A 13330-nucleotide genomic window follows, 5' to 3' on the forward strand; every position below is an offset into this window, starting at 1 on the left:
GGACTCTCCGAATATAGCAGGCCACAACCGCAGTTATGACCGAACCCAAACACATCCTGCTGATCATCGGCGGCGGCATTGCGGCCTATAAATCGTCCGAACTTATCCGCCTGATCAAGAAGGCCGGAATGACAGTGCGCTGTGTGTTGACTGAATCTGGCGGGCAATTTGTCACGCCGATGACTTTGGCGGCGCTATCCGAAAATGAAGTGCACACCACTTTGTGGTCACTAAAAGACGAAACCGAGATGGGGCACATCCAATTGTCCCGCGAGGCGGATTTGGTGGTGGTTTGTCCAGCGACCGCCAATCTGCTTGCAAAAATGGCTGGCGGTATTGCCGATGATCTGGCGACGACCCTGTTACTCGCGACCGACACACAAGTATTGGCCGTACCAGCAATGAATGTGCGCATGTGGGATCATCCGGCGACCCAGCGCAACATCGAACAATTGGGCGTCGATGGTCTGATCGTAATGCCTCCCGATGAAGGTGATATGGCATGCGGTGAATTTGGTCCGGGCCGCTTGCCTGAGCCGCCAGCGGTGATGACAGAGATTATGCGGCATTTGGGTGGCGGTGATGGATCATCAACCTTGACCGGTGAAACTGAACTCGGCCCCAATCCCCTGGAAGGGCAACCGGCCTTTGCGCCTGACCAGCATCGCCCGCTCCATGGCAAACATGTCCTGATAACCGCCGGTCCAACGCGTGAGCCAATTGACCCAGTGCGCTATATCGCCAATCGGTCGTCCGGGCGTCAGGGTTTCGCGATCGCCGCTGCTGCCGCCGAAGCGGGCGCTCAAGTCACTTTGGTCGCCGGGCCCGTGCATCTGCCGACCCCAGCGGGTGTGATGCGGGTCGATGTCGAGACGGCCTTGGAAATGGAAGCGGCAGTGCACGGCGCGCTACCCGCTGATATCGCGATCATGGTTGCCGCCGTCGCTGACTGGCGAGCAGATTCTCGCGCGGAACAGAAGATAAAGAAGCAGAAGGGAGACGCCCTCGCGCCGCTCGAACTGATCGAGAACCCCGATATTTTGGCGGGCCTGGCCCAGCACGAAAAACGGCCCGGCCTGCTCATCGGCTTTGCCGCTGAAACCGAGAAAATCGAGGAACATGCTCGCGCGAAATTGGTCAAGAAAGCTTGTGACTGGATCGTCGCCAATGATGTGTCTGGTGATGTCATGGGCGGAGCGGAGAATAGCGTGCATATTGTCACTGCGGACGGTACAGAAATCTGGGAACGCCTTCCCAAACCAGAAGTGGCGCGGCGGCTGTTAAGAAAAATCATCGAAGAGATTTGAGAGACTATGTTTGAACCAATTGAGATAGCCGTGAAGCGGCTGGATGGTGCGGGTGATCTGCCTTTGCCTAGCTATGAGACCAGCGGCTCTGCCGGTATGGATGTTCGCGCCGCTGAAGCAGCCTCTATCGCTCCTGGAAAGCGCGGTCTGGTTGGCACCGGTTTCGCATTCGCCATTCCGGAAAGTTATGAGGTGCAGGTGCGTCCGCGCTCCGGATTGGCTTTGAAAAAGGGTATATCTGTTCTCAACACGCCGGGAACCATCGACAGCGATTATCGCGGAGAGATAAAGGTCATCCTCGCTAACCTCGGCGATGAGGACTTCATCATTGAACGTGGTGATCGGATTGCCCAAATTGTCGTGGCGCCGGTGCAGCGCGGCAATCTGGTCGAAGTCGAAATACTTGATGACACTGCACGCGGCACTGGTGGTTTTGGTTCCACCGGTGTATAAATTGATGACCAACTGCTTTTGGAAAGGAATAAACTATGATTGACCTTCTTTTTGCTATGGCTCTTGCGAGCACGACAACGCAGGGTGCAGACACGATTTCTGCGATGCCAGCGGATTATTCTGCCCTTGAAACGGCCCAATTCAGTAAACCTATTTACTATGCACAGCGCCATGAAATGGCCGCAGAACGGGCTGCAAAAAAGGCCAATTGCAAACTGCCGACGGCCGAACAATGGGTCTATGCCCGCATTGAGGCCGCAATATTGGTTGCGCCCGATGGTGAGCTTGTAAAAGTGGTTCCGGTGGAGAGCGGTTGCCGCGAACTGGAAGTCTATATGGTCAATCATCTCAGCAAATATGGAAAAAAAGCTGGTCCCATATCAACCAACAACAAAACTACCTGGTATAAAACAGCGATGCATTTCCGCTGGCCTGAATGAGCGATTTAACCGACGAACAGCTTGACCGTTACGCCCGTCACATTGTCCTGAGAGATATTGGCGGTATTGGTCAGAAGAAGATAATTGACGCCCATATCCTGATCATCGGCGCTGGCGGCATAGGCTGCCCAGCAATCCAGTATCTGGCTGCGGCTGGCATTGGTGCGCTTACGATTATTGACGATGATGTCGTGTCTTTATCCAACCTGCAAAGGCAGGTGTTGTTCACTACTGCCGATATAGGCCATCCGAAAGTCGAAGTTGCCAAAAGGGCCGCGCAACGGATCAATCCAGAAGTCTTAATAAACGTGTTTAATCAGCGCCTTACCGCGCAGCATTTTTCTGAGGATGCTGCAGCATTTTTTGGCTCGTTTGACGTCATTATCGACGGCTCCGATAATTATCAGACCCGGCTTCTGGTGTCGGACTATTCCATCGCCCACAAAGTCCCGCTGGTATCGGCGGCTATTGGTCAGTTTCAGGGGCAGCTTGGCATCTTCCGCGGCTGGGAAAAGGACAAGCCGTGCTATCGCTGTTTCGTCGGCGATGCGCTTGACCCAGATGATTGCGACAATTGTTCGGAAGTTGGCGTCCTTGGGGCGATGGTAGGCCTTATGGGTAGCTTTGCCGCCACGGAAGCGATCCGGGTTGTCACCGGCTTTGGCGATGATCCGGCTGGCAAGTTACAACTTTTCGACGGCTTGAAACCCTCCATGCGTAGTATCAATCTACCCAAAGACCCGGAATGCAAAAGCTGCGGAGCGCCAGCAGAGGCCTAAAGGTTGGCCCCATCCACTTTCCGCACGGGCAAGTGCCGCCAATGACCCGCATCAAACATCTTGATGTTCACACCCATCCGGTCGGGCGGCGCGGTGCGCGGTGTCCAATGGGTATGCGAACCGCAGCGTTTGCAATTCCAAAGCGTAATCATCTTGTCGCCCTGGACATAGCTATTCAGTATTTCGGGTTCGGCTTGGATCTCCACCACATCCGGATTCCAGAAGCTGCCTGTCCAACCACTTTTTCGGCATAAAGAGCAATTGCACTGGATGATTTCTTCCGGCGGTGACGGAACGGTGATCTGCACCGCGCCGCAATGGCACTGGCCTTTCAATTCAACCATTGGTCAGAATATCCTCCACCCAAGCCGGCACCAGATCCCCCGCCTTACCCATCCGGCTTTCATCAAAATACAGGCTGCCATCTGACGGGTCCAAATTCATCTCCAGTGTCCTCGCCCCATAATGAGCTGCGGATCGGACAAAACCGGCCGCCGGATACACCGCGCCAGATGTCCCGATGGAAACAAACAAATCACATTGTGCCAAGGCCAGTTCAATCCGCTCCATCTGATAGGGCATTTCGCCAAACCAGACGATATCGGGCCGCAGCGCGACCTGATCACAATGGGGACAGGCCGGCCCGCTCGATAAATCCTTGTGCACGGCCGAACGCTCGCCGCAAGCCAGACACAGCCCGCTTAACAGCTCGCCATGCATATGCAGCAGTCGTTTTGATCCGGCCCGGTCATGCAAGTCATCGACATTTTGCGTCACCAGCAGAAAATCGCCGCCCCAGTCCGCGTCCAGCCGCGCCAGCGCCTTATGCGCGGCATTGGGATGCACCGTCTGCAACTTGGCGCGGCGCTCGTCATAAAATTTCTGGACCAGTGCCGGGTCGCGCTGAAACGCCTCTGGCGTCGCGACATCTTCAACCCGGTGCCCCTCCCACAGACCATCGGGTCCACGAAAGGTTGCAACGCCGCTTTCGGCGCTAATCCCCGCACCGGTCAGAATGACAATATTGTTTATTTCGCGCATAACGCTATGCCAGCAGCTTCTGCAAAATAACGCAAGCCTAGGATGGAAAGTTATGACATCAATCGGGATTATTGGCAGCCAGGGCCGAATGGGCCATGCTCTTGTGAACGCCATTGGCGAGCAAGAAGAACTGAGCCATGCCGGCGGCGTCGATCAGGATGACGATTTTGCCGCATTGCTCGCGCAAAGCGATGTGTTGGTCGACTTCTCGGTACCTGACGGCCTGAGTAACCGCCTGGATCTTTGCGCAGAGGCTGGCAAGCCGATGCTGGTTGGTACCACCGGTCTGGAACCTGCGCATCACCTGTCGATTGACGCCGCTGCAAAGACCGTTGCCGTGCTGCAGACCGGCAACACCTCACTGGGCGTGAATATGCTGGCGGCCTTGGTGAAACAAGCGGCGTCCCGGCTCGGCGATGACTGGGATATTGAGATTGTCGAAATGCATCACCGGCATAAAGTTGACGCGCCGTCTGGTACAGCCATCCTGCTGGGTGAAGCGGCAGCAAAAGGACGCGGGATCAATCTGAACGACCATAGTGAACGCGGGCGTGATGGCCAGACCGGCGCGCGGCAAAAGGGGGCAATCGGCTTTGCCGCGCTGCGCGGCGGATCGGTAGCGGGCGATCATCAGGTGATCTTGGCGACCGACGAGGAGCGCATTGAACTGGGCCACCGCGCCGAAAACCGGATGATCTTTGCGCGCGGCGCAGTGAAAGCCGCGCTCTGGCTTACGCAGCAGCAACCGGGTCGCTATGACATGACTGATATGCTCGGTCTCGACTGACGGCGTTATCGGCATGGACGGGGTGTTGGGTTTTTAACTTCAGTCTGCTTTGGGCGCAGAAGGGAAGTTATGGTTGTGGTAATTGCCATTCGGCTGACGCCCCTGATTGTCGCCATACACGGTGATTCCAGATTGTCCTCAAACCAGTCATCCATTTTCGCAATATCCTGCGATATGAATTTCGTCATCATAACCAATGTTGTCGAGAAATTTCCGGTCATGACTCACAAGCATGAGCGCGCCTTTGTAGGATGAGAGCGATTGCTCCAGCATCTCGATTGACTCGACATCAAGATGGTTCGTCGGTTCGTCGAGAACCAGCATCTGCGGCGTGGATGGACCACCCGTAATCATTGCCAGTCCTGCGCGAAGTCGTTCACCTCCGCTCAGGGTTGATACAGAACGCAGGGCATCCTGGTTACGAAACGCGAAGCGGGCAAGCACTTCATGCGCCTGCCCTCTCGTCATCTTGGCATGACGTGCCTGCATATTCGCGACAAGATCGAGGCGGGGATCGAGAAGTTCAACATGCTGATCGAGCATTGCAAGCGCGTTATTGATGCGCTTCACATGACCGCTGCTCGGCTCCGAAAGTCCCATCGCCAACCGCAGTAAACTGGTTTTACCGCTGCCATTAGGGCCGCTCACCACCACGCGCATCGGACCTGTAAGGGAAAAAGATAGCGGACCAAACAGCATTTTGCCATCGCATTCAAAACTTACCTCGTCGAATTTGAGGAGCGTACGATTTGCTGGCAGATCAGGTTGTGGCAGATCGATTGTCAGCGGTGTGACGATCTCGACCTGTCGCCGCGCTTCATCGACAGCGTTGCGGACGTCGCCGATCAATCGATCAGCGAGATGTGAATCACGTGCTGCGCTGTGCTCGGCTCTCTCTGCCTGTGCGTTCAAGAACAGCTTTGAATCGATACCTTTTGCGCGCCGCGCGCGTCCCGCTTTATCGCGGCGGGCTTTCTTTTCTACTTGGCGCTGAACGGCAATTCTTTGCTGTTTCAGATCATGCTCGGCACTTGCAAGTTCGGTTTCGAGCCGCTCGCGCAAGGCGTCGCGTTCTGCGATAAATGCACTCCATCCTCCGGTCACAGAAAATATACCGACTTGGGAAAGGTGGACGATCCGATCCACTCGTTCGAGCAGATCGCGGTCATGGCTGGCGATCAGCGCGCCGCCGGGCCAGGCGTCGAGCAGATCGGCAATAGCTTCTCTGCCTTGTACGTCGAGATTGTTGGTCGGTTCGTCCATCAGAAGCAGATTTGGATTTGTCAAAAGCATCGCAACGAGGCCAAGCCTGGTCCTCTCACCCCCACTGAGCGAGGCGACGCTTCGCTGGGTATTAATGGAAGGTAGCTTTACCCGATCGAACACATCCTCAATCCGTTGTTCCAGTGTCCAGTCGGCGAGACCAGCATCCTCGGCGGAGCCTTCCCCGATTTCGAGACGGCGGAGTCGGTCTAGGTCGCTTGCGACACCCAATGCCTCGGCAATGCTGCTGTCATCGGGTTGAATTTGTCGCAGCATCGCGATGTGCGATGATCGGTTTATAGTGCCGGAACTGGGTTCGCGCTCGCCGCTTGCAACGGAGAGAAGGGTTGACTTGCCAGAGCCATTACGCCCGACAATCCCCACGAGCTCGCGCCCGACTGATATTGTCAGATCGGAAAATAGACGGCGGCCGTCAGGTGCGGCGACCGATAGATGATCGAATGTGAGAAAGGCAGACATAAAACAACTCGATAGTTTGGAAATGAGGCAGGCGATCCAAAACAGAGTTGTTCATGATAAAATCCTTTTGATTAGCTTTATAGAATAGGCTTGCGATAACTGATATTCAACCAAATAGCGCAGGCTTCTTGAAGCCAGACAATACCAAGCCCATGAGCGGACAGTCGCAAATCCACCTCATAGTTCCGTTTACCAAAGTCAAGAACAGCCTCCGTGTTCAGGATAAAGTCCAAGCGGCTTTCCTGTGAATATAGCCATCAGTTTGTTTGGAGCAGCAATCACAATTGTATTTTCGCCGCCAGGCCGCCATGAAGCGCTTATGAAAAAGGACGATATCTTCGAATTTTATGCGCGGCTGGCCGCCGACAATCCTGCACCGGAGACAGAGCTGAACTACGGCAATGTCTATCAGCTGGTCGTCGCGGTGGCTCTGTCCGCGCAATCCACCGATATCGGCGTGAACAAGGCGACACGCTTGCTGTTCGAACAGGTGAAGACGCCGCAGCAAATGGTCGATCTCGGACTCGATGGCCTGAAAGAGCATATCAAGACCATCGGGCTTTATAACAACAAGGCCAAGAACGTGATCGCGCTGTCCGAGCTGTTGATCGCCGACTATGGCGGAGAGGTTCCGGCAAACCGCGATGAGCTGACCAAGCTGCCCGGTGTGGGCCGCAAGACCGCGAATGTGGTGATGAACTGCGCCTTTGGCGCGGAGACATTTGCCGTCGACACCCATATTTTCCGGGTTGGCAACCGCACCGGACTGGCGCCCGGTAAAACCGTATTGGCGGTCGAGAAAAAACTGGAAAAACAGACTCCGAGTCCGTTCCGCGTCCATGCCCATCACTGGCTGATTCTGCACGGCCGCTATATCTGCAAGGCGCGCAAGCCGGAATGCTGGCGCTGTCCGGTCGCCGACCTTTGCCGGTTCAAAAAGAAGACACCCGCACCTGCGTCTGCGGACTGAATAGCGGCCGCCCCTTGGGCTGTTCAGCTTTCAGAAAGAACGTCTCACCTATTTTTATGGGAGTGAGGGTTCGTCATTGAAAGCAAGGAAAGACCTTATGAAACTTTTAACCCCCATCCTGATCGGCTCTTGTCTGACTGTCGCCGCTGGTGCGGCCTATGCCGGCGAAAAGCGCTCAAAAGATGATAAATATGTCATCGAAAAGGTCGGCGAACCGAAAAGCTGCGTAACGCGATTTCAAATCCGTTCGACCGATGTGATTGATGATCAGACTATCGATTTCAAAATGCGCAACGGCGATGTTTATCGCAATAAACTGCCCAATAAGTGCAGCGGCCTTGGCTTTGAAGAAGCATTTTCCTATCGCACATCCACCAATCGGCTATGCAGTGTCGATATCATAAGAGTGTTGGACAACACCGCTGGTCGTCTCGATACCCGCGGCGCGTGCGGACTGGGAAAATTTCAGAAAATCACCAAGACAAAACGGGAAAAGAGCGAAGGCTAAATTGGCGCCGGGTTTTTCTAACCGATAATTGGCAAATTAGTGATTGGCAAAGCAGCACACCCGCTGCTAAGCGCTTGTTCGCTATCAAAGCGCCAAGCACCCGTAGCTCAGCTGGATAGAGCGCTGCCCTCCGAAGGCAGAGGCCAGAGGTTCGAATCCTCTCGGGTGCGCCAGTTTCTCAACTATCAAGAAGATTTGGCGAGCTTGGTATTCTCGTTACCATAGCTTTTTAGGAAAAGATCCACTGCGCTGTTGACGCGTTTCTTCGCTTTCGGGTCTGGTATTTTTGCTTGTGAGATATTGGCTCCAAAGCGGCGCTCGAGATCCGCCATTCCTTTTATCATGCCTGATAGATGTTCTGCTGCCTGTTCCGTATCATCAATTTGTAGCTCGCCGGCCAGGACGGCTTGGTCCAGTAAATGCGACAAGGCTTGGTGCAGCCGCCGCGGCCCGGCTTCGAGGAATAGCAGTCCGATTTCGGGATTATGCTCCACCTCCACGGCCAGATGACGTTCAAATCGGACCATCTCGTCACGCCAGAGAAATGCTACCATTTCCATGCCGAAATGGACCAGCCTTTCTCTTATATTTCCGCCAGAGGTCGCTTCAGCGGATAAGGCCTGACGCATAACTGCACATTCGTTTCCAACGGCCTCGGTAAAGAGGTTTTCCTTTGTTTTAAAGCGGTTATAAACGGTTACCTTGGAAACGCCCGCCCGTGCAGCAATGGACTCAATGCTCGATTGCGCAAAGCCTATGTTGAAGAATTCATGGCGCGCGGCGTCCAATATCATTGCGCTTTTTGTCGTATCGACCGGACGGCCCATAACCTTATTCGTTGTGGCCGGTTTGTTGGTCGCTGATGTCTTATCTGACATTAATGAACGGTTCCGTATAATAAAACGTTGACGTTCATTATGTCTCTTACTATCCCCTAGTTCAACCCAAATCAGCAAAGGCCGAGTCTCATGACGTGGATCGCGATCAGAATGTTGACAGGAGATCGCCAGAAATTTTTTGGCCTGTTATTCGGCGTGGCGTTCTCAACATTGCTTATTTCACAACAACTGACCATTTTTATTAATCTGATCGAACGCGGAGCAACCGCAGTATATAATATTCCGACCGCTAATATCTGGGTCATGGATCCGGTAAGCCGTACTCCAGATGTCGCTTTGCCAATGCCACCGACAGCCCTGGACAAGGTGCGATCTGTCAATGGCGTCGAATGGGCGTCGCCGCTGCTGCGATCCGGCGCGACTGTCCGGACGCCGGAGGGGGATTTAGAGGGCGTGACCGTCGTTGGTGTCGACGATGCAACGCTTATCGGACTGCCCAAAAAATTCCTAAAAGGCAGCCGAGATGCGCTTTATGAGCCGGACGCCGTAATTATCGACAGCGTCGGTGCCGCGAAACTATTCCCCGAAGGTTTTGATCCCATTGGGGTACGGCTTGAATTGAACGACCGGCGCGCGGTTATTCGCGGCATTGTTGACGTCGATCCTAGTTTTACCAGCCAGGTCATCCTTTACACTCGCTATTCCAACGCCTTGGCTTTTGTACCCGGGACTCGCAACCGCATGTCTTTCGTTTTGGCCAATGCTTCAGATGGGCTGACCGCCAAACAAGTCACGGCCCGGATTACGGAGGCCACCGGACTGAAAGCGCGAACCCGTGAAGAATTCGCAAGGGATGGCGTTGATTTCATTATCGAAAATACCGGTATTCCAGTGAACTTTGGTATCACGGTTGCGCTCGGATTCATTGTGGGAGTCGCGATCGTCGGTCTGACATTCAGCCTGTTCATTCGAGACAATATCAAGCAATTTGGTGCGCTGAAAGCGATCGGTGTTACCAACAACAAAATCCGCATGATGGTTGCTGCGCAGGCGTTACTGGTCGGTCTGGTCGGCTATGGGATTGGTATATTGCTGGCCGCTATTTTCATCGCATCAGGTGCCGCCAACAGTCCCGATTTCAAAGGGTTTTATACACCATGGGAAATCCCGGTACTCACGGCTTTTGTTGTACTGGCGATGATCTTGATCACCGGGTGGCTCGCTTTGCGCAGTGTGCTGAAAACGGAACCGGCTGAGGTGTTCAGATGAGCGAGACACGCACCGCAATTACCATTAATGGTATCGTCAAGGAATTCAGCGCTGGTAGCCAGATGATCCGGGTGTTGCATGGTATTGATGCTGAGATTCGTTCAGGCGAGCTGACCTATCTGGTGGGCGAATCCGGTTCCGGCAAAACCACTATGATCTCGATCATCGCCGGAATACTCTATCCAACCGATGGTTCGGTATCGGTATTTGGGCAGGATATTTACGGCCTGTCCGACAATGATCTGGTTCGGTTTCGGCTTTCGAATATCGGCTTCATTTTCCAGCAATATAATTTGATCCCGACCTTGACGGCGGCGGAGAACGCCTCGGTGCCGTTGGTAGCAGCCGGGATGAAACGCGACGAAGCGGTGGAGCATGGACGAGCGATGCTCGAAAAGCTGAATATTGCCGATCAGGCCGACAAGTTGCCGCGGCAATTATCCGGCGGGCAGCAGCAAAGAGTCGCGATTGCGCGGGCCTTGGTTCACGAGCCACGATTGGTGGTGTGCGACGAACCAACAGCGGCACTGGATGCAAAATCTGGGCGGCGGGTGATGGACTTGTTGCGGGAAGTCGCGCTCGCGCCGGAACGCACGGTAATCATTGTGACCCATGACAACCGCATTTTCGATCTGGCGGACCGCATATTGGTGATGGAAGACGGCCGGATCACCCATGATGGCAAAGAGATGCCCGATCACTGATCGGGGACGTATACAAAGGATGACAAAATGTTAGAGACATTTTTTAACCGGCTTAAAGAAGTCAGTTTTGTGCGCACGATTTTGCCTGTCTTGGCGATAGTTGCGATTATCGTTGCTGTCATCATTGTCCTCAGTGGCCAACCGGACCGCAGCGAAGAACAACCAGCGATCAATCCGCCCAAAGCCACAGCAGCTTTTGGCAATCAGCCGAGCGTCGCCGGGGCCGGCGTGGTTGAGCCGTCCAGTGAAGTAATCAATATCGGCACCAGCCTTGCCGGTATTGTGACCAAGGTCTATGTGTCTCCCGGTGATCAGGTCACCGAGGGGCAGCCGTTGTTCCTCGTTGATGACCGCGCCATCCGCTCCCAAATCAGTGAAGCCAGCGCAGCGATAGCAAGGGCGCGCGCGGCCCGTGAAACCGCACGGGCGCTATTGGCGACGGCGCAGCAGCAATCATCTCTCTACAATGGTATCGAAGATCCGCGGGCTGTATCGCGTCAGGAAGTTATTGACCGCAGCGGCGCTGTTCGCACGGCACAAGCCCAGTTACGACAGGCCGAGGCCGACATACGCAGTGCCGAGGCTGCCCGCGCTCGCGCCTCAACCGACCTCGGACGGCTGACGGTAAGAGCGCCAATTGCGGCCGAAATATTGTCGGTCAACATTCGCCCCGGAGAATATGCCAATCCCGGCGGACCCCAAGGCGGCGGTGGAGACCCCTATATGGAAATTGGCAATACCACGCCGCTGCATGTCCGGATTGATATTGACGAGAATGAAATTGGCCGAGTTGCGATGGGCAAGGAAGCAGTGGTCAGTCCGCGCGGACAAGCCAGCGAGCGCGTCAAGGCACAGTTTGTCCGGGCTGAACCTTTGGTCACACCAAAAACATCGCTGACCAACTCCGCCACAGAACGGGTTGATGTAAGAGTGCTACAGCTCATCTATCAAATACCCACAGATCAGGGATTTTTTGTCGGCCAGCAGGTCGATGCTTTTGTTCGGGCAAAAAATGGTGCCCAGAATAACGTAAAAAAAGCCGGTGAAACCAAATGACCCAGTCTGTCAGGATCGCTCTTGTTTTGACTGCGTCTCTTATCACGGCAGGCTGTTCCACATTGGGAGCAAAGCCAGATCCGGCGCTTGATCCCGTGCGCGTTATTGCTCCTGGTACATTTGCCCTCGCATCCGATGTCGCGTCCCAAGATCGCAAAACGCTTGAACATCTTTTGCCTATCGATGATCCCGCGTTCACGGCATTGCGCGCCGCTGTTGAAGATAGCGCGCCGACATTGGCCGCCGCTCTGGCGCGTATTGATGCGGCGCGGGCGATGGCGGACGGGGCACAGGCCAATCGATTGCCCGCAGTGGATATCGATGCCAGCGTTACCCGATCCCGGATCAACCCCAATAATTTTGGCGACAATTTGCCGCCAGGTATCAGTATTGATCGCAATCAAACCAGCTATGGCGGGAATATTACCGCCAATTGGGATGCCGATATTTTTGGTGGTTTGCGAGCCAGTGCGCGGGCCGCCAATGTTCGGATTGATGCGGCGACCGCTGACGCCGCCGCTGTGCGACTGGGGCTCATATCTGCAGTTGCCGCGAATATTGTCGATTGGCGTACCTTGCAGGCCCGCGCGACTGTTCTTGAAGAAGATCTGACTGCGGCTGAAAATTTGATGCGCTTGACCGATATCCGCGCAAAAGCCGGTATCGCACCGGGCCTTGATGCCGTGCAGGCCCAAAGCCTGATCGCCGATGCCCGATCGCGATTGGCGGCATTGCCGGGCGAACGGGCGGTCATTGTAGGGGCACTGGTTACGCTGACCGGTCAGGATACGGCAACCATATTACAAAGCCTGAAAAGCGAAGCGGCCGAAACCGATGCGCCTCAGCCGCCGCTCGACACGCCATCTGAAATGCTGCGCGCGCGACCCGATATCGCCGCAGCTGAGGCGAGACTGGCCGCCGCCGATGCAGACATTGCAGCTGCAGCGGCACAGCGCTTCCCCAAATTGACCCTGTCAGGAGCAATCGGTTTGCTTAGTTTTGCACTAGGCGACTTGTTCAGCAATGATTCTGTTGTCGGCAGTCTTGGCGCCGGGATAGCCGGGCCATTGTTGGATTTTGGCCGCGTGGATGCCCAGATTGACCAAAGCAAAGCCAATGCACGCGAAGCCTTTGCAATCTATCGCGGCACCGTCTTCACTGCCTTGGGCGAAGCCGAGACGGCTTATGGTCAAGTGGCCTCTATTGATGCGGAGGTCACCTCTCTGACCGCACAGGAAAGGCTTGAAAAAGACGCTGAATATCTGCTCGGCATTCGCTACCGTAACGGCTTGAGTGACTTTCGCGACGTCCTCAACGCTCGCCGCGTTCTCAATAATACGCGGACACAAGGCGCTATCACAAAAGGCCGCGCTTTAAGAGCCCGGGTCGCCTTGTGGCAGGCCTTGGGCGGCAGTTAATCTGTATCCCTTGGCA

15 protein-coding genes and 1 tRNA gene are annotated in these 13330 nt (G+C 54.9%); 12 read left to right on the plus strand and 4 right to left on the minus strand.

The window, feature by feature from the left end; genetic code table 11:
- Window positions 1-35 precede the first annotated feature (35 nt).
- From J4G78_RS13755 to J4G78_RS13770, 4 genes are read left to right on the plus strand one after another with little or no spacing between them, the layout of a single operon-like run.
- Complete coding sequence (locus J4G78_RS13755; protein WP_207987098.1) at window positions 36-1307, plus strand: bifunctional phosphopantothenoylcysteine decarboxylase/phosphopantothenate synthase; 1272 nt, start codon at window positions 36-38, stop codon at window positions 1305-1307.
- A gap of 6 nt (window positions 1308-1313) precedes the next feature.
- On the plus strand, window positions 1314-1760 hold the full coding sequence (gene dut / locus J4G78_RS13760) for a dUTP diphosphatase (RefSeq protein ID WP_207987099.1): 447 nt from the start codon (window positions 1314-1316) through the stop codon (window positions 1758-1760).
- Between the two features lie 35 nt (window positions 1761-1795).
- Window positions 1796-2200 (plus strand): hypothetical protein, encoded by a 405-nt coding sequence (locus J4G78_RS13765; protein WP_207987100.1) that lies wholly within the window; start codon window positions 1796-1798, stop codon window positions 2198-2200.
- A complete protein-coding gene (locus J4G78_RS13770) occupies window positions 2197-2979 on the plus strand; it encodes a HesA/MoeB/ThiF family protein (RefSeq protein WP_207987101.1) in 783 nt (260 codons plus the stop codon). The genes J4G78_RS13765 and J4G78_RS13770 overlap by 4 nt, the downstream gene beginning before the upstream one ends.
- On the opposite strand, the gene J4G78_RS13775 is transcribed toward J4G78_RS13770, so the two are convergent.
- Window positions 2976-3323: a GFA family protein gene (locus J4G78_RS13775; protein ID WP_207987102.1), complete on the minus strand. Its 348-nt coding sequence runs from the start codon at window positions 3321-3323 to the stop codon at window positions 2976-2978. The genes J4G78_RS13770 and J4G78_RS13775 overlap by 4 nt on opposite strands.
- The gene (locus tag J4G78_RS13780) at window positions 3316-4020 is read right to left on the minus strand and encodes an NAD-dependent deacylase (protein WP_207987103.1); all 705 of its coding nucleotides are present in this window, start codon (window positions 4018-4020) and stop codon (window positions 3316-3318) included. The genes J4G78_RS13775 and J4G78_RS13780 overlap by 8 nt, the downstream gene beginning before the upstream one ends.
- 52 nt (window positions 4021-4072) lie before the next feature.
- Here J4G78_RS13780 and dapB point away from each other — a divergent pair, with 52 nt between their 5' ends.
- Entirely contained in the window at window positions 4073-4807 is a 735-nt protein-coding gene (gene dapB, locus J4G78_RS13785) for a 4-hydroxy-tetrahydrodipicolinate reductase (RefSeq protein ID WP_207987104.1), read from the plus strand.
- A gap of 147 nt (window positions 4808-4954) precedes the next feature.
- Here dapB and J4G78_RS13790 read toward each other — a convergent pair whose 3' ends face one another.
- The gene (locus J4G78_RS13790; RefSeq protein WP_207987105.1) at window positions 4955-6550 is read right to left on the minus strand and encodes an ABC-F family ATP-binding cassette domain-containing protein; all 1596 of its coding nucleotides are present in this window, start codon (window positions 6548-6550) and stop codon (window positions 4955-4957) included.
- A 319-nt stretch (window positions 6551-6869) separates the two neighbouring features.
- Between J4G78_RS13790 and nth the strand changes: the two genes are divergently transcribed.
- The 3 genes from nth to J4G78_RS13805 all read left to right on the plus strand — a co-directional run bounded on the left by nth (window position 6870) and on the right by J4G78_RS13805 (window position 8201).
- Window positions 6870-7520 (plus strand): endonuclease III, encoded by a 651-nt coding sequence (nth, locus tag J4G78_RS13795; protein ID WP_207987106.1) that lies wholly within the window; start codon window positions 6870-6872, stop codon window positions 7518-7520.
- Window positions 7521-7617: 97 nt separating this feature from the next.
- Complete coding sequence (locus J4G78_RS13800; RefSeq protein ID WP_207987107.1) at window positions 7618-8028, plus strand: hypothetical protein; 411 nt, start codon at window positions 7618-7620, stop codon at window positions 8026-8028.
- Between the two features lie 96 nt (window positions 8029-8124).
- Window positions 8125-8201, plus strand: a tRNA-Arg gene (locus tag J4G78_RS13805).
- A gap of 12 nt (window positions 8202-8213) precedes the next feature.
- On the opposite strand, the gene J4G78_RS13810 is transcribed toward J4G78_RS13805, so the two are convergent.
- Complete coding sequence (locus J4G78_RS13810; protein WP_243457100.1) at window positions 8214-8906, minus strand: TetR/AcrR family transcriptional regulator; 693 nt, start codon at window positions 8904-8906, stop codon at window positions 8214-8216.
- 111 nt (window positions 8907-9017) lie between these two features.
- On the opposite strand from J4G78_RS13810, the gene J4G78_RS13815 reads away from it, so the two are divergent.
- The 4 genes from J4G78_RS13815 to J4G78_RS13830 are packed head-to-tail and all read left to right on the plus strand — an operon-like array spanning window position 9018 to window position 13314.
- Window positions 9018-10136, plus strand: coding sequence for an ABC transporter permease (locus J4G78_RS13815; RefSeq protein ID WP_243457101.1), 1119 nt, complete (start codon window positions 9018-9020; stop codon window positions 10134-10136).
- Window positions 10133-10840: an ABC transporter ATP-binding protein gene (locus tag J4G78_RS13820; RefSeq protein WP_207987109.1), complete on the plus strand. Its 708-nt coding sequence runs from the start codon at window positions 10133-10135 to the stop codon at window positions 10838-10840. The genes J4G78_RS13815 and J4G78_RS13820 overlap by 4 nt, the downstream gene beginning before the upstream one ends.
- 27 nt (window positions 10841-10867) lie before the next feature.
- On the plus strand, window positions 10868-11896 hold the full coding sequence (locus J4G78_RS13825; RefSeq protein WP_207987110.1) for an efflux RND transporter periplasmic adaptor subunit: 1029 nt from the start codon (window positions 10868-10870) through the stop codon (window positions 11894-11896).
- Window positions 11893-13314 carry an efflux transporter outer membrane subunit gene (locus J4G78_RS13830; RefSeq protein ID WP_207987111.1) on the plus strand — a complete coding sequence of 474 codons (1422 nt, stop codon included), beginning with the start codon at window positions 11893-11895 and terminating at the stop codon, window positions 13312-13314. Before J4G78_RS13825 ends, J4G78_RS13830 begins: the two co-directional genes overlap by 4 nt.
- The last annotated feature ends 16 nt before the right edge of the window (window positions 13315-13330 follow it).

The organism is Parasphingorhabdus cellanae (assembly GCF_017498565.1).
Classification (GTDB): domain Bacteria; phylum Pseudomonadota; class Alphaproteobacteria; order Sphingomonadales; family Sphingomonadaceae; genus Parasphingorhabdus; species Parasphingorhabdus cellanae.